Raw genomic sequence first — 21872 nt, 5'->3', positions numbered from 1 at the left:
TACTCTGTGATTTCTGTACCGGTGAACGTGCCAGGGCGGCTCAATCGCCACCGCCCTGGCGACCCAGGCTCCCGGCGGTAAATCGCCGCTTCGCGGTGCCCTCAGCTTATTCCTTCAGGCTATCGGGTCGGGCATGAGCCTGCATCCCTGCAGGCCACGCCCTCTCGGCGCATCCGTGCGCCTCGCCCCGGCCTTACGGAAACGCTTCGGCGATTTACAGCCGGACCAGGGCATCGCTGAAAGCTTTAACTCGTTCTGAAACAACATTATTGCTTCTGCTTAAAAATTACTGGGGATTCCTCAGCCCCCTGGGAGAGGGCCGGGGTGAGGACATCAGGCCGTACACAACCATGCTATGCTGTTGACCGAATTAACGACAACATAACAGGGGAGAACATGGGTTCCACACGCAAAGGGATGCTGAACGTCCTGATTGCCGCCGTTTTATGGGGCAGCTCAGGGGTTTGCGCGCAGTACATCATGGAGAAAAGCCACATTTCTTCGCCTTACCTGACCATGGTTCGCCTGCTGTTTACCGGCGTGATCCTCCTGACGCTCTCCTTCGTTCACGGCGACAAGATTTTCTCGGTCATCAAAAACCGCAAGGACGCCCTCAGCCTGCTGTTTTTCTCGCTGGTCGGCGCGCTCACCGTGCAGCTTACCTTCCTGCTGACGATTGAAAAATCCAACGCGGCGACCGCTACCGTGCTGCAGTTTCTGTCACCGACCATCATTGTGGCGTGGTTCGCCCTGGCGCGGAAAAAGCGTCCCGGCGTATTTGTCCTGTCAGCGATTTTTACGTCGTTGATCGGCACTTTCCTGCTGGTGACCCATGGCGACCCGACCTCGCTCTCCATCTCCCCTGCCGCGTTGTTCTTCGGTATCGCCTCGGCGTTTGCCGCCGCGTTTTATACGACCTATCCGTCGACGCTGATCGCCCGCTACGGCACGCTGCCGATTGTCGGCTGGAGCATGCTGATTGCCGGATTGATGCTGACGCCGTTCTACGCCGGGCGCGACACCACTTTCGTGATTGACGGCAGCCTGCTGCTGGCGTTTTTCTATCTGGTGGTGATTGGCACGGCGCTGACGTTCAGCCTGTACCTGAAAGGCGCGCAGATGATTGGCGGGCCGAAGGCGAGCATTCTGAGCTGCGCCGAGCCGCTGAGCAGCGCGCTGCTGTCGGTGATTTTGCTGGGCGTGGCGTTCACCCTGCCGGACTGGCTGGGCACGCTGCTGATCGTGTCGTCGGTGGTGCTGATTTCGATGGATTCGAGAAGACGGGTTCAGACATCAGCGTAGCATGATGTCCCCTCACCCGGCCCTCTCCCCAAAGGGGCGAGGGTGAAAAGACAGTACCGAGCAGTCCCCTCTCCCCTTTGGGGAGAGGGTTAGGGTGAGGGGGGGAATTTACTACTTCGCCTTAACCTTCCCCGCCACCAGCAGCGCCGTCAGCAGCATCAGCGTACCGGAAATCACCAGCGGTGACGTCAGCCCCAGATGGTCAAGCGCCACGCCGCCAATGGCCGCGCCGCAGGTGTTCGCCAGCTGGATCACCGCCACCTGAATCGACCCGGCTTTTTCCGCCTGATCGGCCAGAGAGCGGGTGATCCACGTCGACCAGCCCACCGGCACCAGCGCAAAGGCAAAGCCCCAGATAATCGCGATGGCAGACGCCACCCACTTATCGCTGCCCCACAGCACCAGCACCGTGGCGCTCGCCGCCAGCACCAGCGGCGCGCCCGCCAGCGCCACCTTCAGGGAGCGTTTCAGGAACTGCGACGACAGCGAGGTGCCGACAAAGCTGGCGATACCGAAGCTCAGCAGCACCAGCGTCAGGCCGTCAACGTCAAAACCCGCCATGGTCATGTACACCGGGCGGATATAGGTGAAGAAGGCAAACTGCCCGGCAAAGGCCATGAAGATCGCGGTCATCCCCGCCAACACGCCCGGCCGCTTGAGCAGGCTGAACATGTTCTGTTTGTGGTGCGCCGCTTCGCCCGGCAGCGACGGCAGCGCTTTCCACACCCAAATGATACAGAGCAGGCCCATCACCGCCGCGGCGTTAAATACGTTACGCCAGCCGATAATCCCACCGAGGAAGCTGCCCAGCGGCGCGGCGATCACCAGCGCGATGGAGACCGCACCGAAGATAACGGAAAGCGCTTTTGGCACCGTGCGCGCGGGCACCAGGCGCATAGTCAGCGAGGCCGACATCGCCCAGAAGCCGCCGAGCCCCAACCCCAGGCAGGCGCGACCGAGCAACAGCAGGGTGAAGCTTTCCGCGAAGGAGACCAGCAGGCAGGAGAGCGTCAGCAGCACGCTGAACAGAATGACCACTTTACGGCGGTCGATGGTGCCAATCACCTGGGTGATAAACAGGCTGGCGAACATCGCCACGAAGGCGGTGACGGTAACGGACTGCCCCGCCACGCCTTCGGAAATGCCCAGATCCTGCGCCATCGGCGTCAGCAGGCTTACCGGCAGAAACTCAACGGTAATCAGGCAGGCGACGCAGAACGCCACGGAGAAAACCGCCGACCAGTTGGGCCGAGAAACCTCGTTGGTCTGCGGTCTGGTCGTGGGCTGGATATGTTCTGTCATGGCGTCACCTGAAGATAAAAACGTGCGGAAAAGTCGCGCAGTTTATCATCAAAAGTGTGACGAATTTAACGATTTGACAACTTTTCTTGCATCGCCGCATTCGCCAGCCCGACGATCCACTCCTGATGCCCGTTAATCATCGGATTCGGCACGGCGCGAGCAAGTTCCTGCGCTGGTGCGCCTTTCTGCGATTCCTGAGTCAGAATGCGCACTCGGTTTCCGGGCAGGTCTTCAAACAGCCAGGCGTGGATCACATCCAGACGAGAATTTGCATCCCCTTCCACCCAGCCGTGCCACGCGATACGCGCGGCTTCACCGTCCACAGGTGGAACATACTCCGTTACCTGCGCCTCAACCGGAAAGCCAAAGGTGGTAAAGCGAAAGCGAGCGTTAGCACTCAACGCCGGGCCGCTGCCGTCATGGAAACGGATATCCTCGGCGTTGCTGTAATAAGACGGCCACAGGGTGGTGTCGTTGAGCTGCGCCCAGATCTCTTTCGCGCTCAGCCCGGCGACGATGATTTCGTTAGATGCAAAGTTATCGGTAGTGCCTGGCAGGTAGTCGTTCGGCCAGATAATGGCGGATTGTTTCATGGTTCACCTCATCGTTTTAGTGGATGAGGTGATGGTGCACCCGTGAGTGGTATAAATCTAATGACGATGCTTTATACTCTTCATCACGGTTCGTGATATCAGTGCAGGTAAAACACGCCCTCTTCCGGCAGGAAGAGCTGGTTATAACGCAGTTGAAAGGCGTTAAGCTCCTGCGGGTCAGGTTCCATCTCGCGCATAAAGCCGAGGGCGAGACGGATTTGTGCATCGGTAATCGGCGCGGCCAGGCGAGCTTTACGCAGCAGGCGGTGCCAGGTATGCAGGTTCTCTTCGCTACCGTCGACAATGCAGACCTGCCAGATAAGCAGCACCTGCGCGGCGTTTTGCAGATGCGCCTCGTCCGGGCGCTCAAGGTAGCGGATAAACTCATTGCCCGGCGTTTTACCGAACTGATCGATCATCGACTCAACAGGCATTGGGGTAATGCCCAGACGCTCGCTTAAACGTTTGATGGCGCGGCGGGAATCTGAGGTCAGGACGCGAAATCCCACCACAAAGACCACGGCAAGCGTTGCCAGCATTATCCAGACCATGTGTTCTCCTTTGACTAGCCGCTCATCATAGCGGGAAACGCAGCGCGTCGACAGCGGGCGGCACCAGAATAGTGTACGGAAAAGAGGTGGAAAAACGTCATGAAAGCGGATCTTCGCACGCTGGATCTTAACCTGCTGAAAACGCTCGACGCCCTGCTGGATGAACGCAGTGTCACCCGCGCGGCGGCGCGTCTTGCCCTGACCCAGCCCGCCGTAAGCGGCATGCTCAACCGCCTGCGGGATTACTTCAACGATCCGCTCTTCATCCGCGCCCCGCATGGGATGGTGCCAACTACACGCTCTGAAGCGTTAGCCGCTCCGGTGAAGCGTATACTTGCTGATATCGACGTGCTGTTACAGCCCGTGGCTTTTGACCCGATCACCGCAACGCTCACCTTCACCCTCGCCGCGACCGACTACGCCCTGCGCGCGGTGGTCGTACCCTTTATCGCCGCCCTTAAAGTGCAGGCGCCTGGCATTCGCGTGCGTGTGGTGCCCGTGGAATCTGGTCGCCTGGTCAGCCAGCTTGAACAGGGCAGCGTTGACGTGGCGCTGATCACCCCACATACCACGCCCGATGAGCTTCACAGCCGGGCGCTTTATGATGAACGGTACGTTTGCATGATGCGCGCCGACCATCCGGATGCGGGAAAGACTATGGCGTTAGACCGATTCTGCACTCTGGAGCATGTGCTGGTCTCTTACGAAGGCGACGGTTTTCGTGGCGTTACCGATGGTGCGCTGGAGAAAATTGGCCGCATGCGGCACGTGGGGCTTTCAGTGAGCAACTTTTTGGTCCTGCCGGACGTGCTGGCTCTCAGCGATATGATTGCCGTCGTGCCGTCACGCATAGCGGAAAACCAGACGGGAATGTTCGTGTGCGAAACGCCAGTGGCCGTACCCGGCTTTACCAAAAGTATGGCCTGGCACGGCAGAACGCACCGCAATCCCGCGCAGGCGTGGCTGCGCGGGCTGTTGCTGGAAACCAGTCAGCGAGCCTGAAGTTCCTTCAGCAGCGCCTCGTGGAAGCGTGCGGGGTCCTGCATCTGCGGCGCGTGGCCCATGTCGTTAAATTCCACCAGCGTCGCGTGCGGAATGCGCTTCGCCGTCTCTTTCCCCAGCACCGCATAGTTGCCAAGCGTCTTGCGGATTTCCGGTGGGGCGAGATCTTTCCCGATGGCAGTGTTGTCCTTCGTGCCGATCATCAATAATACCGGCATCTTCAGGTCGCTAAATTCGTAGATAACCGGCTGGGTGTAGATCATGTCGTAAAGCAGCGCCGAGTTCCAGGCCACGCGCGTTTTGCCCGGCCCGTTGTTCAGCCCGGCAAGCATGGTTACCCAACGCTCGTATTCCGGCTTCCACTCCCCGGCGTAGTAGGTATTTTTCTCGTACTGTCGAATGCCGTCGGCGCTGACCTTCAGCTCGCGCTGATACCACTGGTCGACCGTAATATGCGGCACGCCGCGTGCTTTCCAGTCTTCCAGGCCTATCGGATTGACCATCACCAGCTGCTCCACCTGCTGCGGCCACATGAGGGCGTAGCGGGTCGCCAGCATGCCGCCGGTCGAGTGGCCGATGACCGTCACGCGATCGACGCCGAGCGATTTGAGCAAGGCGTGGGTGTTATCCGCCAGCTGCTGGAAGGTGTACTGATACCGCTCCGGCTTGGTGGATTTACAGAAGCCGATCTGGTCAGGGGCAATCACCCGATACCCGCTGGCTGAAAGCGTGCGGATCGTGCCGTCCCAGGTACCGGCGCAGAAGTTTTTTCCGTGCATCAGCACCACGGTGCGGCCGTTAGGGTTTTCCGGCTTAACGTCCAGGTAGGCCATTTCCAGAGGCTGGTTTTGCGAGGTAAAGGCAAAGTGTTTTACCGGCCAGCCATAGTCAAAACCTTCCAGTTTTTCGCCGTAGGTAGGGTTATCCGCGGCCATCGCGGGGGACGCCAGCGCCATCAGCAGCGCCAGGCAGGACAATCGTCGGGTCAACATGCAGGTTCTCCGTTCTAAGGCTGCACGAATGGCGGCAGCAAAAACACTGTAGAGCATGGAGAGGAGCGGGTGTGTAAAGCGGGGTAAAGGTAGAGCCTGTAAATAAAAAAGCCCGGCGGTCAGCCGGGCAAAGAAGTTACCTGCACACTCAGGCCGCTTTCAATTTCTGCTTCTGCGCACGATTCTCACGGCGAATTTTACGTTCTTCCAGCACCGCTACCATCGCCATCAGGACGATACAGCCGATCGCTGCGGCATCCAGCGCCGCGAAGGTGCCCGCCCAGCCGGTCAGGCCGAAAATCGGCGTGCCGTCGGCGATCATCCCCAGACCCAGCTTGGCGAAGCTGTCGCCGATCAGGTAGGCGAAGGTGCCTTTAATTCCATCGGCGGCGCCGATCGCTTTTTTCGGGACGAAGCCGACTGCCGCCACGCCGATCAGCAGCTGCGGGCCAAACACCAGGAAGCCGAGCGCGAACAGGGACGCCAGATAAACGTACTGGTTGCTGGCGTGCTGGTAGATGCCGAGCGTGGCGATAATCAGCGCCAGCGCGACGCAGGCCACCAGCGCACGACGGCCGTTGGCGAGGTCGGAGAGCCAGCCCCACAGCAGCGTGCCGACCAGCGCGCCCACTTCGAACAGGGTGAAGCCCTGAATCGCCACCTCTTTCGAGAGCTTCAACTCCTGGAAGGCATACACCGTTGACCACTGGTCGATGCCGATGCGCACCACGTACAGGAAAATGTTCGAGAAGCACAGCAGCCAGATCACTTTGTTTTTCAGCACGTACTCAACAAAAATCTGCCATTTGGACATCTCGTTTTCTTCGGTCTCTTTGTCCTCTTCGCTGATCTCCTCGCCGAACAGCTCTTCAGCTTTGCCGAGGCCGTAGGATTCCGGGGAGTCGCTGCCGAAGCGCAGGCCGATAAAGCCGACAATCAGGGCGATAATCGACGGGAAGATAAACATGCCGATCACGTGGCCGTCGAACAGGTAGTTCGCGCCAAACAGCGCCACGCCTGCCGCACCCGCCCCGCCGAGGTTGTGGGAGATGTTCCACATGCCGAGGTAGGAACCACGCTTGCGGCGCGGGGTCCATTTGGTGATGGTGGAGTAACTGCACGACCCGCCGGTACTCTGGAAGAAACCGCTCAGGGCGTAGAAGGCGATCATCAGGAACAGGCTGACGGAGCCCGCGCCCATGCTGGCGCTGAAGCCGAGCATACAGATGGCGGAGAGGATCAGCATAAACGGCAGGAACTGCTTGGTGTTTTTGCCGTCCGCGTAGTAGGACACAACGGTTTTCCCCACGCCGTAGGTGATGGAAAAGCCCAGGCCAATCATCCCCAGCTGCGTCATGCTCAGCCCGTAGGTTGAGATCATGTCGTTCTGCGCGATGTTAAAGTTTTTGCGGATCAGGTACATGGTCAGGTAGCCGATGAAGACCACCAGATAGGACTGCATGAACGGTTTGAACCACATCTTGCGCCGCACGTCGAGCGGCAGATCCAGGGTCGGCTTGCGCACCTGATTTAAGAAGGCCAGCATGGTTAGTTTACTCCTGAGCTGATTTTTGCAGCATTGTAAAAATCAGCCGGGAGAGATGCCTGAGACAGCGTCCAGGTAAAACCGGGAAAATTTCCTAGTTTTGCGCCATACGGGGTGAAAAGGTGAAGCGCATCACATCACGCTGGCTTCGCGCGGGGCCTGCGCGTGCAGGAAAGGCAACAGCAGCAGGGCGGAAATCCCCGCCGCGATGGCGATCACCGCGAAGAAACCGCTCCAGTGCCAGACGTCGATCACCCGCGCCAGCGGCCAGCCGGAGAGCGATGCGCCCAGGTAGGCAAACAGCCCGACAAAGCCCGTCGCCGCGCCTGCCGCCTCTTTGTGGGAACACTCAGCCGCCGCCATGCCGATCAGCATCTGCGGGCCAAACACGAAGAAGCCGATGGTGAAGAAGCATGCCGCCTGCATCACGTAGCTGGCAAACGGCATCAGCCACAGCGAGCCGACGGAGAGCAAAATCCCGGCGGCGAAAATCAGGTTCATCGGACCACGGTTGCCATTGAACAGCTTGTCCGAGCCCCAGCCCGCCACCAGCGCGCCGATAAACCCGCCCAGCTCGAACATCGTCACCGCGGAGTTGGCGGTCACCAGGTCCACGCCGAGCGTCTCGGACATGTACAGATTGCCCCAGTCGTTGATGGCCGCGCGCACCACGTAGACCAGTACGTAGCAGAGCGACAGCAGCCAGATGTACGGGTTTTTCAGCACGTATCGGGTGAGGATCTCCCTGCGGGTCAGCCCCGCGCCCTCCTGCTGCTGGGCGATCTCCATCTCGTCGTGCCGCCAGTCGCCCACCGGCGGAAGGCCGACGGTTTGCGGCCTGTCGCGCAGGCGCCAGCAGAGGAACAGCCCGGCGACAATCGCCAGGCCACCGGCAATCATCATCCCCGCGCGCCAGCCGTAGTGCAGCGCCGCGGCACCCACCACCATCGGGATCAGCGCCCCGCCGACGTTATGCGCGGTGTTCCAGATTGCCCACCAGCCGCCGCGCTCGTTGCGCGAGTACCAGGCGGTGAGCAGGCGGGCGCAGACCGGCGCGCCCCAGCCCTGGAAAAAGGCGTTCAGCGCCCACAGCAGGGCGAAGGCCCACAGCGAGGTGGAGAAGCCGAACAGGATGTTCACCACGCCGGTGGCAATCAGCCCAACGCCCATAAAGTAGCGCGCGTTGGAGCGATCGCTGACGATGCCCGAGAAGAACTTCGACAGGCCGTAGGTGATGTAAAACAGCGTCGCCAGCAGGCCGATATCGGTGCGCGTCATCACGCCGCTGGCGAGGATTTCTGGCGCGGCGGCGTTGAAGCTTTTGCGGGTGAAGTAGAACAGCGCGTAGCCGAGCCAGATGGTAATCAGGATATGGCGACGCCAGTAGCGGTAGCGGGCGTCGATTTCCGCTTTGTTGATTAATGGGGCTGCGCTGGCTGGGGTTTTAAACATGAGACGTCCTTAACGGCAAACTGACGCTGACGCGCGTCCCGTGGGTGCAGGAGAGGTTCAGCGTGCCGCCCAGCGCCTTTACGCGCTCGCGCATGCCCGCCAGGCCAAAGCCCTGCTGGCCCGATCCCGGCGGCAGGCCGCAGCCGTCGTCTTCAATCACCAGCATCAGGCGCTCGTCCTGCTGCAAGCCCTGGATGGTGACCGCGCTGGCGCTGGCGTGCTTGACGATGTTGTTCAGCCCCTCCTGACAGACGCGGAACAGCGTCACGCGCTGGCCTTCGCTGAGCGAAGATTCGTTAATGCGCCAGTCGAGATGGCTGACAATACCGCGGCTTTCCAGCTCCATCTCGCGCATCAGGGAACGTACCGCCTGCTCAAGCGTAAGGTCGTCAAGCTGGCGCGGGCGCAGCCGTCCTAACAGGCGACGAACGGAATCATAGACGCCCAGCGAAAGCTGTTCGATATGCGCCCCGCCCTGCTTCACGCCCGCGTTTTCGGCCGCCAGGCGCTGAACAATGCCCGCCTGCGTGCGGATGGCGGTGATAGTCTGGCCGATATCGTCGTGCAGCTCGCGGGCCACCTCCTGCCGCGCGCTCTCTTCCGTCTCCAGCAGACGCTCCGCCAGACGGCGGTTGCGCGCCAGCTCGGTTTGCAGGGACTGGTTCAGCTCGCGCAGGCGCTGAATGCCCGCCCCGAGCAGCAGCCCGGTCAGGCTCTGGGCCAGCAGGGAAAGCAGTAAATCTACGGGATGATCGTGCCAGGTCTGGCTGGCAATCAGCGCGATAGCGTTCATCAGCGTGGCGATCAGCGCCCCCTGCCAGCCGTAGTGCCAGGCCAGGGCGATAATCGGCAGCGCCAGACAAAATGGCGTGAAGCGTGAAAGCTCGGCGGGCAGGCCAAGCTGGAGCCACAGGCTCACCACAAACAGCAGCAGATACCAGATAAGGTGCCGGGCGCGCCAGTTCACCGGTTGAGAAACCAGCGCCGGGCCGAGCGGCTGCCAGACGGTGCTGGTGAGGTAGTGCCAAATAACGAGACAGGTTGGCGCCAGCGTCAGGCCGCCGGTGAGGGTCAGCAGCAGGGCGTTGAGCATCTCCTTCTCGCCAATCCACGGCAGGGATTGTAGCAACGCGGCGGCAATCAGCGCCGCCCCCTGCCGCAGCAGCGTGCGCCAGTCGCGCTGGTGGCGGTAGCGGGAAATGAGCGCAACCGGGAGAAGCGTGAGCACGCTTCCGGTCATCAATAAGGGCAGGGGCGCGAGGGCAACTTCCTGCGCCAGCCAGACCAGCATCAGCCACTCAGCGCCCAGCAAAACCGGCCAGTAGCCGCGCGGGCACTGGAGCATTAGCCCCAGACGCAGGCCGAAGGGAAACAGCAGCACCGCCAGCTCGGGGCGCTCGACAAGATGCAGGCTGATGCTCCACAGGCAGAACCACGCGGCGGAGAAGATAAAAAAGCTGGCGACGACGGCAATCAGCCGTGAAAAAGCGGAACTCATTGCCAGCTGTCGAACATGCGGCGCGCCAGCTCGACGTCGTTGCTGACGTTGAGTTTTTCCATCAGGTTGGCGCGATGGACGTGCACGGTTTTCGGCGACAGATCCAGCTCGGCGGCAATCTCTTTCACCGACATGCCCTGCGCGAGCTTCTCCGCCACCTGACGTTCGCGTCTGGTGAGCGGATCCTGCCTTCCGGCCGCCAGCTTGACGGCGATATCCGGCGTTAAATAGCAGCCGCCGGTGGAGACGGTGCGCACCGCGGCAATAAGCTCGTCCGGGCTACAGCGTTTAGAGAGGAAGCCCCGCGCGCCCGCGTTGAGCGCCTGCTCGACCAGCGCCGGGCTGTCGTGAACCGAGAGCATGATCGTCGCCATTCCTTTCGGCAGCTGGCTTAACAGCTCCAGCCCGGAGAGATCCGGCATCGAGATGTCGCAGATACAGACCTGCACCCCGCGCCCCGGCAGGCCCGCCAGCGCCTCGCGACCAGAGCCAAACTCGGCCACGACCTGAAAATCTGGTTCGAGGTTCAGAAGCTGGGCAAAGCCGGAGCGAACGATAAGGTGATCGTCGATGAGAGCGATGGTGGTCATGTATCTTCCTGCGGTCTGAAAACGCCGGATGGCGCTACGCTTATCCGGCCTACAAGAGCGAAAGACGCTTACCTTAAGCGATTTACTCGAAAAACACCGCAATTTTGTTAAACATGGTGGGATCGGACTGGTTGCGCGCCACTTTGGTGACGTCTTCCAGCTTGTCGATCTGCGCCATCATCTGCTCCAGACGCTGATCGTCGTTGACCAGTAGCCAGATGCGGCTGTGCTCGCTGCCCTGAATCGGCAGACAGAGAATGCCTTCCACGTTAAACGCCCGACGGGCAAAGAGCCCGCAGACGTGGGTCATGACGCCAGGGTGGTTGCGGACGGTGAGTTCCAGAATGACGTTATCATGTTGTTTCTGCATGGCTTATTCTCCCACCATCTCAGTATTTGCCGCACCCGGCGGCACCATCGGATACACTTTTTGTTCAGGGTCGATACGCACGTGGATCAGCGCCGGGCCGGGGCGAGAAATCATCGCCTGCAGCGCCGCGTGTGCGTCTTCTTCCGCGTTCAGATCGCAGGTGTGCAGGCCAAAGCCGGCGGCGATCTGCATAAAGTTAATCATCCCCGGATAGGTCGCCGCAAACACCCCCTGCTTGTAGAACAGACTCTGCTGCTGGTGCACTAAGCCCAGCGCCTCGTTGTTCATCAGGATGATTTTAACGTCTAACTGGTTTTCGGCCGCGGTCGCCATTTCCTGAATGTTCATCATCAGGCTGCCGTCGCCGGAGAAGCAGATGACCTTGCGGTCCGGATTCGCCAGCGCCGCACCCACGGCTGCGGGCAGGCCAAAGCCCATAGTGCCCAGGCCGCCGGAGGTCAGCCACTGACGCGGACGGTTCAGCGGATACGCCTGGGCAGTCCACATCTGATGCTGGCCCACGTCGGTGGTGATAATCGCGCTGTCGTCCACGCAGGCGGCCACGGCGTTGATCAGCCCGTAGTGGCTCAGCGGGTCGCCCTCGGTTGGGATGGCGCCCGGGTACTCGCGCTGCAGATCGGCCACCAGCTGACGCCAGTCGGCGCGTTCGGCTGCATCGGTTTGCGGGATCAGCTGCGCCAGCACTTCGGCCACGTCGCCCTGAATCGCCACGTGCGGCTGCTTGATTTTACCCAGCTCGGCGCGGTCGATATCCACATGAATGATTTTCGCGTTCGGGCAGAACTGCTCGGTTTTTCCAATCGCCCGGTCATCAAAACGCGCGCCCATAACAATCAGCAAATCAGCTTCTTGCAGGATGTAGTTGGTGCTGCGCGCGCCGTGCATGCCCAGCATGCCTAATGACAATGGATGTGCTTTAGGCAGCATGCCCAGCGCCATCAGGGTCATGGTGGTCGGCAGGTTGGCTTTTTCCGCAAACTGGCGGATTTCATCCGCGGCGTTAATCGCCCCGCCACCCAGATAGAGCACCGGGCGTTTGGCCGCGTTAATCATGGCGGCGGCATCGCGCACGCTCTCAGCGCTGAATTCCGGTGCGGAGGCACGCTCGCCCGGCTCCGGCAGCACGTCGATCTCGATCTCTGCGGTCTGGACATCCTTAGGAATGTCTATCCACACCGGGCCCGGGCGGCCTGACTGCGCAATGCGGAACGCATCGCTGATAACCTGAGGAAGCTCGGTGATATCGCGAACTAAATAGTTATGTTTGGTGATGGGGATAGAGATGCCGTAGGTGTCCACTTCCTGGAACGCATCGGTGCCGATCATGGAGGACGGTACCTGCCCGGTAATGCAGATCAGCGGAATGGAGTCGAGACGCGCGTCGGCGATGGCGGTGACCAGGTTGGTTGCGCCCGGGCCGCTGCAGGCCATACAGACCGCCGGTTTGCCCTGCGTACGCGCCATGCCCTGAGCGATAAAGCCTGCCCCCTGCTCGTGACGCGCCAGCACGTGGCGGATCTGCGTGCTTTGGCTTAACGCATCGTACAGCGGCAGCACCGTGCCGCCAGGGATGCCCGCAACCGTGGTGATGCCCTGCCGTTCCAGCAGATGAACGATAAGCTGCGCGCCGGTAAAACGCGTCTTGGTGGATGTTGTGCCCGAACTTGCCATGCTCCAGTCCTTTTCTTCTGAGCCAGCCTTCCGGGGAGGGTCCTAAACGAAAAACCCCGCCCGGTTTGCGCCGGCGGGGTTTTGGATTCGTGTGTTGATCCAGTCCCTACGGCGCATTGCCGACGACCACCACCACACGCACGACGACCACTGCGGCTGGTTGCGCAGTTTTTAGTAGGGTCGAAGTGAAGATGGATGAAGTCATTGGGGACCTGTGTTTGGAATCATTGATGGAATTTATACAAACACAGGTTTTAGGGCGTGACAATGGAAATATTTTCATCTGCGCAAAAATGCGTCAGGGATCACGTTTCGTTTGTTGGGTTTACTCTTCGTTTTCACCTCTCAGATTTTCCATAAACGCTATTACGTTCAGTTACATACTAATCCCTTATAAAAATCTGAAAATAACGGCTCGATCGTGTAGTGACATACTTTATGTGGTTATTATTTTTTTAACCTAACTACAACTACAAAGATACTAAAGCGTGCCGAGGGATGCATGCGAGTGTTAAGGAAGACAGCATGAACAAGTTTTACACAATGCTTTTCGCTGCTTTGCTTTTACTGGCCGGATGCGACAAGCCTGTGAAAACAGAACCTGCCCTGCCCGGCGGGGGCGGAACCATTGAAGCCATTAACCACACAAGCTGGGCCATCAACCGCTTCAGCGTTAACGGGCAGTCCGGCCTCGATATTATTGGCCCGTATTCGGGTGGCGGTGGGGGCTGCTGCTTTGGCGTGAGCGGGCCGTGGACGCCAGGAATGACGGTGCAGGTTGACTGGGAAACAGGCGTCGCGTTTGCCAGCGATGTGCCGGAGATCCCGCAGCCTGATGAACCAGATACCACCGGGATGAACCGGGATGACCGTTACAAGGCATGGCAGGCTTATTCGGATAAAAAAGAGGAGTGGTACCAAAAAATCAAGGCACTAAATAAAAAACATACTCAAACCGTTCCGGTCCCCGATTACACCGGACAGAAAACCTGCGGCATTACCGTTCACTTCCTGCCCTGTGACCAGGTGAAGGTCACCACCAGCTGCGCCGACTATGGCAGCCCGGATTATCCCGTCAAAGACCCCGTGCATATGGAGAAGCCGACAGTATGTCCCCAGTGATTGCAGCATGGCGTACCCGCATTTTGCTGGCCGCAGCCCTGCTGCTGGCCGGGTGCGACCAGCCCGTAAAAACGGAACCAGCCCCGCCCGGCAGGGGTGGAACGATTGAAGCCATTAACCATACCAGCTGGGCCATCAATCGCTTCAGCGTGAACGGGCAGTCCGGCCTCGACATTATCGGCCCTTATTCGGGTGGCGGTGGAGGCTGCTGCTTTGGCGTGAGCGGGCCGTGGAAGCCAGGAATGACGGTGCGGGTTGACTGGGAAACGGGCGTCGCGTTTGCCAGCGATGTGCCGGAAATCCCACAGCCTGATGAACCAGATACCACCGGGATGAACCGGGATGAGCGTTATAGGGCATGGCAGGCTTACTCAGATAAATATCACGAATGGTATGGCAAAATTAAAGCCATCAGTAAAACACATTCCCGAACGGTTCCGGTCCCCGATTACACCGGCCAGAAAACCTGCGGCATTACCGTTCATTTCCTGCCCTGTGACCAGGTGAAGGTCACTACCAGCTGCGCCGACTACGGCAGCCCTGATTATCCCGTCAAAGACCCCGTGCATATGGAGAAGCCGACAGTATGTCCCCAGTGATTGCAGCATGGCGTACCCGCATTTTGCTGGCCGCAGCCCTGCTGCTGGCCGGGTGCGACCAGCCCGTAAAAACGGAACCAGCCCCGCCCGGCAGGGGTGGAACGATTGAAGCCATTAACCACACCAGTTGGGCCATCAACCGCTTCAGCGTGAACGGGCAGTCCGGTCTCGATATTATCGGCCCTTATTCGGGTGGCGGTGGAGGCTGCTGCTTTGGCGTGAGCGGGCCGTGGACGCCAGGAATGACAGTGCAGGTTGACTGGGAAACGGGGGTCGCATTTGCCAGCGATGTACCGGAGATCCCACAACCTGTACGACCTAATCTTGAGGGATTGAACGAAGAGGAAGGATACAAGGTAGCTCAGGCTTATTCGGATAAAAAAGAGGAGTGGTACCAAAAAATTAAGGCACTAAATAAAAAACATACTCAAACCGTTTCGGTCCCCGATTACACCGGCCAGAAAACCTGCGGCATTATCGTTCACTTCCTGCCCTGTGACCAGGTGAAGGTCACCACCAGCTGCGCCGACTATGGCAGCCCGGATTATCCCGTCAAAGACCCCGTGCATATGGAGAAGCCAACAGTATGTCCAAATTGCCCCCTGATAATGTCTGGTACCCTCCTGAGTTTCCGGAAAGAGGTAGATTACCTAATACCAGATCTCACTTTTTGCAAAACTGCAGGGAACAAAGCAGTCTGGAAACGAAATATCATAACCAGCTTTGCACCGCTGCAAACCGACGCGTCTTGCCTCCCTGCTGTAAAACGCTCCATATCAGCCTTTTCTTTGACGGTACGGGCAACAACCTGAATCATGACCTCTATGAGTCGACCCCGCCTCATCCGACCAATATCGCTCGCCTGTTCCGTGCCACCATAGGACAAGGCTATGCCGGGGGAACCGGCGCGCATAACGCAGAGCTGGTCGATCAGGACGGCGTCGCGCACAACCAGTATTACAAATACTATATTCCCGGCGTGGGGACGCCTTTTCCGGAGGTGTTAGATCTCGACTTCAGCGATGCAGGCCTTAAATACGCGGCTTACGGCGAGGAGCGCATCAACTGGGGTCTGCTTCGACTGGTAGACGCCCTGCGACGTACGCTTGGGCTTGGGAAACTAAGCGATGATGAAAACTGGCACTCCATTCAGGCGATGAACTCCAGCTATTCTCAATCCAACGCTCATGGAGAATACCTCCGTTGCACAGAGCTTTTCCGGCTGTTAAACGGGTTAGGTAAAACGCTGGAGACCGCGTTAACGCAGCCAACGCCGGGCACCTCTAAGCTGCTGGGAATCAAACTCTATGTTTACGGTTTCTCTCGCGGAGCAGCCTCCGCCCGGGCCTTTGTTAACTGGCTTAACACCCTGCTTTCTCCCTCTCGGGAAGGGGCCTTACAACCTTTTTGCCTGGCGACAAAGCAGGGTGAAATTCCGATTAGCATTGAATTTCTGGGTTTGCTGGATACGGTTGCTTCCGTAGGAATTGCCCATATTGCCCCGGTAGCGGAAGGTCATATGGGCTGGGCCGACGGAACGATGGAATTGCCGGACAATGCGCTGATTAAGCGCTGCGTGCATCTGGTTTCGGCTCACGATCAGCGGTTGTGCTTCCCACTCGATTCAATCTGTCGTGCTGACGGGCGATATCCTGAGTATGCCGTAGAGGTGGTTTATCCTGGCATGCACTCTGATATTGGAGGTGGGTATCCGCCAGGGGAACAGGGTAAAGCGACCGGTAATGATGATCGTTTTTTACTGTCGCAAATATCATTAAATGAGATGTTTTCAGCGGCTTTTAATGCAGGCGCACCATTAAAAATACTTGAACAATCCCTCCCAGATGAAATGAAAAAAGATGTATGGCGCATCATGCCTACCAGTTTAAGAGATGAATTTTATGTTGAAACCTCAATAGTCCAACGCTTCAACGCCTGGCGCCAGCTCACTCTTGATTTACCTCTTTCCGAAACTGGCATTCCCGATGAACAGGCAACCCACTACTCCCCCGTTCGCGCTCGGGTCAATATCATCGAAGCGCTTGAAAACCAGATCGGCTGGATAACCGCCTGGCGCATCAATCGCTACGCCCAGGAAACATTCCGGAGCCAGCGCTTTTATCACGACGCCGCAGCCAATAATCAAAATCAGGATAACGATCCTGGCAAAAGGGCGGAACGGGAAAGAGAACGCGAAAAACTACAAAAAGATGCAGAAAGAGAGCGAATTAAACAGCTCGGTAACTACCCGCGGGGTCAGTTTGTCATGCTTAAGACAGGCCCAAAAGACTTTGACGCTTTACTCGGGCAAACACAGCTTTTACAGGCAGCATTAGAGTTTAAAGAAGACTATCATGGCGTTTCCCGTACTCAGGCAAAAAGCACCACCTATGCCGTACTGGATTACTTCAAAGGCTTTGTTTTTGCCTTTAACCAGGATGATATTCCCGTTGAGTTTAAAAAGATCAAAGAGGCGGGGAAACAACACCTGGAAACACTGTTTCCACCACAAGGCGAACAGAGCAATGCCAATGACCCCTCAGGGCTGACAAGAGCGCTTTTTGATGACCAAATTCACGATTCCCGCGCCTGGTTTATGCACAGCGCGTTGGGCTCGCGCGAACCCTGGGGCAGTTATTTTATCTACCGTATGATCTATTTCGGCGAAGCGACGAGTAAACAGGTAAAGCCACTCTCCATGCTGGGCTATGTTGCAGGACTGGGTTATCCCATCTCAACGCACGAGGTCCAGTTTCTTATTGAATTGCGAAATACCGGGCAGAGGCCATCTGCCCCCGTCGAACAACGCATTTCTATCCTTGATGCCAGCACGGGATATCCGCTGGGGGTACTTCAGGATAAAACCCGGCAAATACCCTGCGTTCACTACCCTGCCTCAGCCCTGGCAGAGTGTCAAAAAGCGGAGGAAATGGCCTTTGAACAAAAGAGAGCCACAATACAGTCTTACATTGAAAATATGAATTATTCAGACTGACAGAAAACAAAAAACCCCGCCTAAGCGAGGTTTTTATCAGGGTTTTGCGGTTGGTTGCCGCAGAACACACTGTGTTACGTCAACGCAAAAAGTATACGCGATCGAAGACGAACGCGCAATTCCGGCACGGATTTTGACGTTTTTGAGTATGGATCACCTTCCTGATTTTGTCCAAAAAATACTGTTCATGCATACAGTATTTATCTATACTGAGGGTGTTCGCAGTGAGCGAGGGGGCCGCAGTTCTACCGGCGCAACGAAGTCCTGGCTGAAACGGGTGGTGCCGTCAGTGCCTTAACCCCCTGAAGTGAGCACACTGTGTTACGTCAATCCAGGTGCTGGCAACAGGCGGCGGAAAGGTACGCCAGCATCGTGCTCCTTTTAACCAAAAGGAGACGCGTATGAGCGTAGTGGATATGGTGATACTTATCCTCAAACTCATTGTTGCAGTACTGCAACTGCTTGATGCTGTCCTGAAATTCGTTCGGTAATTCAGGTTCAAGTCGCACCTGAGAGGGGCGGGCAACCGCCCCTCTTTAATAACGAGGGAATGCTATGTCGCGTCTGTTAATTGAGCCTGTCACGCCCGATGAGCCGGGGTATATCGCCCTGAAGGCTGAAAGTATCGCGCTGAATTTCAACATGCTGCGCAGGCTGGAAGAGAACTGGCTGCGGGGTGAGAACCGCTTTAACGCGCCGGGTGAAAAGCTGCTGGGCGCGTTTCTCAACGGCAGGCTGGTGGGCGTGTGTGGCCTCAACCGCGATCCGTTCAGCCAGCAGCCGCGTGCCGGGCGCATTCGCCATCTCTACGTTAGCGAGAAGTGCCGCGGGCTGGGCATTGGCAAACAGCTTTTAACAGTGGTGATGGCCGATGCCAGCATCTGGTTTGATTTCCTGAATACCCACGCGCCGGACAGCGCGTACGGATTTTACAATCGAGCCGGTTTTACGCTGGTCTCGGACGAACCGCGGGTGACGCATCGCCTTTTTTGTGCGGTGTAACCGGCTGGCGGCATCAGGATGTGAATGTTACAGTTGAGTGACAACTCACCACCCGATACGCCATGACCATCACCGTTTTCTGCATTTTGCTTTTCGCCGCACTGCTGCATGCCAGCTGGAACGCCATCGTTAAAGCCGGAACGGACAAGCTCTACTCTGCGATCGGCGTTAGCGGCTCAGCCGCGATTATTGCCCTGATTTTATTGCCCTTCTCAACACAGCCATCTGCAGAGAGCTGGCCGTTTTTGATCGTCTCCTGCGCCTTACAGGTGGTCTACACCGTGCTGGTAGCGAAGACCTATCAGGTCTCTGACATGAGCCAGACCTACCCGCTGATGCGTGGCACCGCCCCGCTGCTGGTGGCGCTGATTAGCGTGCTGGTGCTCGGCGATCGTCTCTCCTGGCTTGCCTGGTCCGGCATTGGCGTAATCTGCCTGTCGATTCTGGCGATGGCGATGAATGGCCGCATGCAGTCACGCAGGGGGATCTGGCTGGCGCTGCTGAACGCCTGTTTTATCGCCGGGTATACGCTGGTGGATGGCACCGGCGTGCGGCTGTCGGATACCGCGCTGGGCTACACGCTCTGGACCTTCTTTATGAACGGCTTCTGCCTGCTCGGCTGGGCGATGGTGGCACGTCGGCGCGAGGCGTCCGGCTACCTGCGCCTGCACTGGAAAAAGGGGTTGCTCGGCGGCGTTGGCACTATGGGCTCTTACGGTCTGGCCCTCTGGGCAATGACGCAGGCACCGCTGGCGGTGGTCGCGGCGCTGCGTGAAACCTCCATTCTTTTCGGGGCGCTGATCGCGTTTGTCCTTTTAAAAGAGAAGGTTGCGGGCCTGCGCATCGCGGCGGCGCTGGGCATTGCAGCCGGTGCCATTATGCTGCGCCTGGCGTAAAGCACTGGCAACATTAGTTGCCGTTCTTGTTTACAAATCCTGCCTTTACCGGTTTTTTGATTCACCACGACAATGCTTAAATTGTCATCTTACTGTGGTAGATTCCTCGCGCATTTATGGGAATGCGTAGTCACTTATTCTTCATTTTCCTCTTTTGGCAAAAGTATTCAGCGACATGAAAAAGCAACGGAACGTTAACTTATTGTTGATGCTGGTGTTACTGGTGGCCGTCGGTCAGATGGCGCAAACGATCTACATTCCGGCGATCGCCGACATGGCAAAGGAACTGAACGTCCGCGAGGGTGCGGTGCAGAGCGTGATGGCTGCGTACCTGCTGACCTATGGCGTTTCACAGCTCTTCTACGGCCCGCTCTCCGACCGCGTCGGGCGTCGTCCGGTGATCCTGGTAGGCATGAGCATTTTCATGGTGGCGACGGTGATTGCCATTACCACGCACAGCCTGACCGTGCTGATTGCCGCCAGCGCCCTGCAGGGCGTTGGGACGGGTGTCGGCGGGGTGATGGCGCGAACCTTACCGCGCGATATGTATCAGGGCACCCAGCTCCGCCACGCCAACAGTCTGTTAAATATGGGCATTCTGGTCAGCCCGCTGCTGGCCCCGCTGATTGGCGGCCTGCTGGACACGATGTGGTCCTGGCGCGCCTGCTACGCCTTCCTGCTGGTACTGTGCATCATTGTCACCTTCAGCATGGCGCGCTGGATGCCGGAAACCCGCCCAAAAGACGCGCCGCGCACCAAGCTTATCGCCAGCTACAAAACGCTGTTCGGCAACGGTGCGTTTACCTGCTACCTGCTGATGCTGATCGGCGGCCTGGCGGGCATTGCGGTGTTTGAAGCCTGCTCCGGCGTGCTGCTGGGTGCGGGTCTTGGCCTGAGTAGCATGGTGGTGAGCATTCTGTTTATTCTGCCGATCCCGGCGGCGTTCTTCGGCGCGTGGTTTGCCGGGCGTCAGAACAAGCGCTTCTCCACACTAATGTGGCAGGCCGTAATTAGCTGTCTGCTGGCGGGTCTGATGATGTGGATCCCAGGGCTGTTTGGCGTGATGACGGTCTGGACACTGCTGATTCCGGCAGCGCTGTTCTTCTTCGGCGCGGGAATGCTGTTCCCTCTCGCCACCAGCGGCGCAATGGAGCCGTTCCCGTTCCTCGCAGGCACGGCGGGCGCGCTGGTGGGCGGTTTGCAGAACATCGGTTCCGGTGCGCTGGCCTGGCTCTCGGCTATGATGCCGCAGACCGGGCAGGCTAGTTTGGGCCTGCTGATGACGCTGATGGGGCTGCTGATTTTACTGTGCTGGCTGCCGCTGGCGTCGCGTGTTCCGCATCACGAGCAGCCGGTTTAACCGCATGATGGCCCGGCTTCTCGCCGGGCTTTTCACAGACGGGCGCAATCATCGCCTGCAATAACGGCTCTGGTGCTGGCCGCCAGGCTCCCTCTTCCCCGTCGTAAAACTGGAAATCCGCGTTAAGCGCATACGGGACTTTCGCCTTTTGCAGCTCGCAGGCCATAAAAGTGGCGAAGGCCATTTGCGAGGCGGTGGGCGTAAGACGGCTTGACTCCCCCACGCCCCAGCCTCCGACCCAGCTGACGTGCCCGGTTTTTTGCTGCCAGCGCAGCGCGGTGCTGATGCGGTTACGGATAGCCGCCTTCTCCGCCGCCGTGCCGGACGTCCACGGGTATTTACCGCTATTTTTCAGCGGCCCCCACGGGAAAATATGCCATTCCGCCAGCAGGTAGTTTTGACTGTGCGCAGGCAGCTTCAGGCTGGATAAATCTTCCGGCGCGGCACGCAGGCGCGGCGCAATGAAAATCATGCGCTGCGGGTCTATATCGTGGATCGCTTTAATGGTTTTTTCATACACACGGTTTAACGACGCGAGGTTATGGTTAAGCTTGTCGGCTGGCTCATAAATGAGATCAAAACCCAGCAGCGGGTAGCTCTGACCGAAATAGTGCGCCACGGCAATCCACCAGTTGATCGTCTCTTTCTCGTTATCGGCTTTGGGGTCGTTTTTATATTCATCAGCCTGATAAGCGATAATCGGGATCACGCCATACTGCTCGCAGGCTTCCACCAGCTTGCGCAGGTGGATCAACCGCGCTTCCGTCGGCTCATCGGCGACGCGAATGCGCACGTGGGTAATGCCTTTTGCACGAAAATCCCGTACCACCAGCGGGTCGAATTCGCGTATGCCGCGCTCGGTGCGCGCCCAGTCCACATCCATCCCGACGCCCAGCTGCTGCGCATAACGGGCAGCCGTCAGCGGCGGCTCGGCGGCAATGGCCCAGCCGGAAGAGATCAGTAACGCGGTAGCAATAAGAGGCTTTAGCACGGTTTACCCTGGATAAA

General features: G+C 58.4%; 21 protein-coding genes and 1 pseudogene. 10 read left to right on the top strand and 12 right to left on the bottom strand.

Going from position 1 to position 21872, the window contains the following annotated elements; genetic code table 11:
- Positions 1–396: 396 nt before the first annotated feature.
- Positions 397–1302, top strand: coding sequence for a DMT family transporter (locus tag ACR42C_RS00225; protein ID WP_479984612.1), 906 nt, complete (start codon positions 397–399; stop codon positions 1300–1302).
- 111 nt (positions 1303–1413) lie between these two features.
- Here the strand turns inward: ACR42C_RS00225 and nepI are convergent, their stop codons facing one another.
- The 3 genes from nepI to ACR42C_RS00210 form a co-directional block, all read right to left on the bottom strand.
- Positions 1414–2604: a purine ribonucleoside efflux pump NepI gene (gene nepI / locus ACR42C_RS00220; protein ID WP_163329987.1), complete on the bottom strand. Its 1191-nt coding sequence runs from the start codon at positions 2602–2604 to the stop codon at positions 1414–1416.
- Positions 2605–2669: 65 nt separating this feature from the next.
- Positions 2670–3197 (bottom strand): SRPBCC domain-containing protein, encoded by a 528-nt coding sequence (locus ACR42C_RS00215; protein WP_116343624.1) that lies wholly within the window; start codon positions 3195–3197, stop codon positions 2670–2672.
- A 98-nt stretch (positions 3198–3295) separates the two neighbouring features.
- Positions 3296–3748: a DUF1198 domain-containing protein gene (locus ACR42C_RS00210; protein ID WP_008500140.1), complete on the bottom strand. Its 453-nt coding sequence runs from the start codon at positions 3746–3748 to the stop codon at positions 3296–3298.
- Positions 3749–3847: 99 nt separating this feature from the next.
- Between ACR42C_RS00210 and ACR42C_RS00205 the strand changes: the two genes are divergently transcribed.
- On the top strand, positions 3848–4750 hold the full coding sequence (locus tag ACR42C_RS00205; protein WP_302219462.1) for a LysR family transcriptional regulator: 903 nt from the start codon (positions 3848–3850) through the stop codon (positions 4748–4750).
- Here the strand turns inward: ACR42C_RS00205 and ACR42C_RS00200 are convergent.
- The 8 genes from ACR42C_RS00200 to ivbL form a co-directional block, all read right to left on the bottom strand.
- Positions 4738–5742, bottom strand: a complete 1005-nt coding sequence (locus ACR42C_RS00200) for an alpha/beta fold hydrolase (RefSeq protein ID WP_116343626.1) — start codon at positions 5740–5742, stop codon at positions 4738–4740. The two genes, ACR42C_RS00205 and ACR42C_RS00200, sit on opposite strands and share 13 nt — an antisense overlap.
- 148 nt (positions 5743–5890) lie before the next feature.
- The gene (gene uhpT, locus ACR42C_RS00195; RefSeq protein WP_061096685.1) at positions 5891–7288 is read right to left on the bottom strand and encodes a hexose-6-phosphate:phosphate antiporter; all 1398 of its coding nucleotides are present in this window, start codon (positions 7286–7288) and stop codon (positions 5891–5893) included.
- A gap of 132 nt (positions 7289–7420) precedes the next feature.
- Positions 7421–8740 (bottom strand): MFS transporter, encoded by a 1320-nt coding sequence (uhpC, locus tag ACR42C_RS00190; RefSeq protein WP_116343628.1) that lies wholly within the window; start codon positions 8738–8740, stop codon positions 7421–7423.
- On the bottom strand, positions 8733–10238 hold the full coding sequence (gene uhpB / locus ACR42C_RS00185; protein WP_479984611.1) for a signal transduction histidine-protein kinase/phosphatase UhpB: 1506 nt from the start codon (positions 10236–10238) through the stop codon (positions 8733–8735). The genes uhpC and uhpB overlap by 8 nt, the downstream gene beginning before the upstream one ends.
- Positions 10235–10828: a response regulator transcription factor UhpA gene (uhpA, locus tag ACR42C_RS00180; protein ID WP_116343630.1), complete on the bottom strand. Its 594-nt coding sequence runs from the start codon at positions 10826–10828 to the stop codon at positions 10235–10237. Before uhpA ends, uhpB begins: the two co-directional genes overlap by 4 nt.
- Positions 10829–10910: 82 nt before the next feature.
- The gene (gene ilvN, locus ACR42C_RS00175; protein ID WP_010426528.1) at positions 10911–11198 is read right to left on the bottom strand and encodes an acetolactate synthase small subunit; all 288 of its coding nucleotides are present in this window, start codon (positions 11196–11198) and stop codon (positions 10911–10913) included.
- Between the two features lie 3 nt (positions 11199–11201).
- The gene (ilvB, locus tag ACR42C_RS00170; RefSeq protein ID WP_479984610.1) at positions 11202–12890 is read right to left on the bottom strand and encodes an acetolactate synthase large subunit; all 1689 of its coding nucleotides are present in this window, start codon (positions 12888–12890) and stop codon (positions 11202–11204) included.
- A gap of 106 nt (positions 12891–12996) precedes the next feature.
- Positions 12997–13095 carry an ilvB operon leader peptide IvbL gene (gene ivbL / locus ACR42C_RS00165; RefSeq protein ID WP_057979964.1) on the bottom strand — a complete coding sequence of 33 codons (99 nt, stop codon included), beginning with the start codon at positions 13093–13095 and terminating at the stop codon, positions 12997–12999.
- Between the two features lie 320 nt (positions 13096–13415).
- Between ivbL and tli1a (ACR42C_RS00160) the strand changes: the two genes are divergently transcribed.
- From tli1a (ACR42C_RS00160) to emrD, 8 genes and pseudogenes are all read left to right on the top strand, one after another.
- Complete coding sequence (gene tli1a / locus ACR42C_RS00160; protein WP_316380365.1) at positions 13416–14012, top strand: Tli1a family immunity protein; 597 nt, start codon at positions 13416–13418, stop codon at positions 14010–14012.
- Positions 14000–14611 carry a Tli1a family immunity protein gene (tli1a, locus tag ACR42C_RS00155; protein ID WP_316380364.1) on the top strand — a complete coding sequence of 204 codons (612 nt, stop codon included), beginning with the start codon at positions 14000–14002 and terminating at the stop codon, positions 14609–14611. Before tli1a (ACR42C_RS00160) ends, tli1a (ACR42C_RS00155) begins: the two co-directional genes overlap by 13 nt.
- Positions 14599–15204 (top strand): annotated as a pseudogene (tli1a, locus tag ACR42C_RS00150) (Tli1a family immunity protein); the annotation flags it as partial. The gene tli1a (ACR42C_RS00155) and the pseudogene tli1a (ACR42C_RS00150), both read left to right, overlap by 13 nt.
- Positions 15198–17606, top strand: a complete 2409-nt coding sequence (locus tag ACR42C_RS00145) for a T6SS phospholipase effector Tle1-like catalytic domain-containing protein (protein ID WP_479984609.1) — start codon at positions 15198–15200, stop codon at positions 17604–17606. The pseudogene tli1a (ACR42C_RS00150) and the gene ACR42C_RS00145, both read left to right, overlap by 7 nt.
- 401 nt (positions 17607–18007) lie before the next feature.
- Positions 18008–18097, top strand: coding sequence for a type I toxin-antitoxin system toxin TisB (gene tisB / locus ACR42C_RS00140; RefSeq protein ID WP_008500146.1), 90 nt, complete (start codon positions 18008–18010; stop codon positions 18095–18097).
- A 64-nt stretch (positions 18098–18161) separates the two neighbouring features.
- A complete protein-coding gene (locus ACR42C_RS00135; RefSeq protein WP_061096693.1) occupies positions 18162–18608 on the top strand; it encodes a GNAT family N-acetyltransferase in 447 nt (148 codons plus the stop codon).
- Between the two features lie 62 nt (positions 18609–18670).
- The gene (locus tag ACR42C_RS00130; protein WP_116343635.1) at positions 18671–19504 is read left to right on the top strand and encodes an EamA family transporter; all 834 of its coding nucleotides are present in this window, start codon (positions 18671–18673) and stop codon (positions 19502–19504) included.
- Between the two features lie 175 nt (positions 19505–19679).
- On the top strand, positions 19680–20864 hold the full coding sequence (emrD, locus tag ACR42C_RS00125; RefSeq protein WP_163329977.1) for a multidrug efflux MFS transporter EmrD: 1185 nt from the start codon (positions 19680–19682) through the stop codon (positions 20862–20864).
- Here the strand turns inward: emrD and ACR42C_RS00120 are convergent.
- The gene (locus tag ACR42C_RS00120; RefSeq protein WP_479984608.1) at positions 20767–21855 is read right to left on the bottom strand and encodes a cellulase family glycosylhydrolase; all 1089 of its coding nucleotides are present in this window, start codon (positions 21853–21855) and stop codon (positions 20767–20769) included. The genes emrD and ACR42C_RS00120 overlap by 98 nt on opposite strands.
- Between the last annotated feature and the right edge of the window lie 17 nt (positions 21856–21872).

This window comes from Enterobacter sp. MG-EB028, assembly GCF_056673305.1.
The sequence above is the reverse complement of the archived record's forward strand: the minus strand, read 5'-3'. Positions and strand labels throughout refer to the sequence as shown.

Excerpts from the sequence above, each read along its gene's own strand:
- ACR42C_RS00225 (WP_479984612.1), top strand. The coding sequence starts at position 397 with ATGGGTTCCACACGCAAAGGGATGCTGAACGTCCTGATTGCCGCCGTT.
- nepI (WP_163329987.1), bottom strand. The coding sequence starts at position 2,604 with ATGACAGAACATATCCAGCCCACGACCAGACCGCAGACCAACGAGGTT.
- ACR42C_RS00215 (WP_116343624.1), bottom strand. The coding sequence starts at position 3,197 with ATGAAACAATCCGCCATTATCTGGCCGAACGACTACCTGCCAGGCACT.
- ACR42C_RS00210 (WP_008500140.1), bottom strand. The coding sequence starts at position 3,748 with ATGGTCTGGATAATGCTGGCAACGCTTGCCGTGGTCTTTGTGGTGGGA.
- ACR42C_RS00205 (WP_302219462.1), top strand. The coding sequence starts at position 3,848 with ATGAAAGCGGATCTTCGCACGCTGGATCTTAACCTGCTGAAAACGCTC.
- ACR42C_RS00200 (WP_116343626.1), bottom strand. The coding sequence starts at position 5,742 with ATGTTGACCCGACGATTGTCCTGCCTGGCGCTGCTGATGGCGCTGGCG.
- uhpT (WP_061096685.1), bottom strand. The coding sequence starts at position 7,288 with ATGCTGGCCTTCTTAAATCAGGTGCGCAAGCCGACCCTGGATCTGCCG.
- uhpC (WP_116343628.1), bottom strand. The coding sequence starts at position 8,740 with ATGTTTAAAACCCCAGCCAGCGCAGCCCCATTAATCAACAAAGCGGAA.
- uhpB (WP_479984611.1), bottom strand. The coding sequence starts at position 10,238 with ATGAGTTCCGCTTTTTCACGGCTGATTGCCGTCGTCGCCAGCTTTTTT.
- uhpA (WP_116343630.1), bottom strand. The coding sequence starts at position 10,828 with ATGACCACCATCGCTCTCATCGACGATCACCTTATCGTTCGCTCCGGC.
- ilvN (WP_010426528.1), bottom strand. The coding sequence starts at position 11,198 with ATGCAGAAACAACATGATAACGTCATTCTGGAACTCACCGTCCGCAAC.
- ilvB (WP_479984610.1), bottom strand. The coding sequence starts at position 12,890 with ATGGCAAGTTCGGGCACAACATCCACCAAGACGCGTTTTACCGGCGCG.
- ivbL (WP_057979964.1), bottom strand. The coding sequence starts at position 13,095 with ATGACTTCATCCATCTTCACTTCGACCCTACTAAAAACTGCGCAACCA.
- tli1a (WP_316380365.1), top strand. The coding sequence starts at position 13,416 with ATGAACAAGTTTTACACAATGCTTTTCGCTGCTTTGCTTTTACTGGCC.
- tli1a (WP_316380364.1), top strand. The coding sequence starts at position 14,000 with ATGTCCCCAGTGATTGCAGCATGGCGTACCCGCATTTTGCTGGCCGCA.
- ACR42C_RS00145 (WP_479984609.1), top strand. The coding sequence starts at position 15,198 with ATGTCCAAATTGCCCCCTGATAATGTCTGGTACCCTCCTGAGTTTCCG.
- tisB (WP_008500146.1), top strand. The coding sequence starts at position 18,008 with ATGAGCGTAGTGGATATGGTGATACTTATCCTCAAACTCATTGTTGCA.
- ACR42C_RS00135 (WP_061096693.1), top strand. The coding sequence starts at position 18,162 with ATGTCGCGTCTGTTAATTGAGCCTGTCACGCCCGATGAGCCGGGGTAT.
- ACR42C_RS00130 (WP_116343635.1), top strand. The coding sequence starts at position 18,671 with ATGACCATCACCGTTTTCTGCATTTTGCTTTTCGCCGCACTGCTGCAT.
- emrD (WP_163329977.1), top strand. The coding sequence starts at position 19,680 with ATGAAAAAGCAACGGAACGTTAACTTATTGTTGATGCTGGTGTTACTG.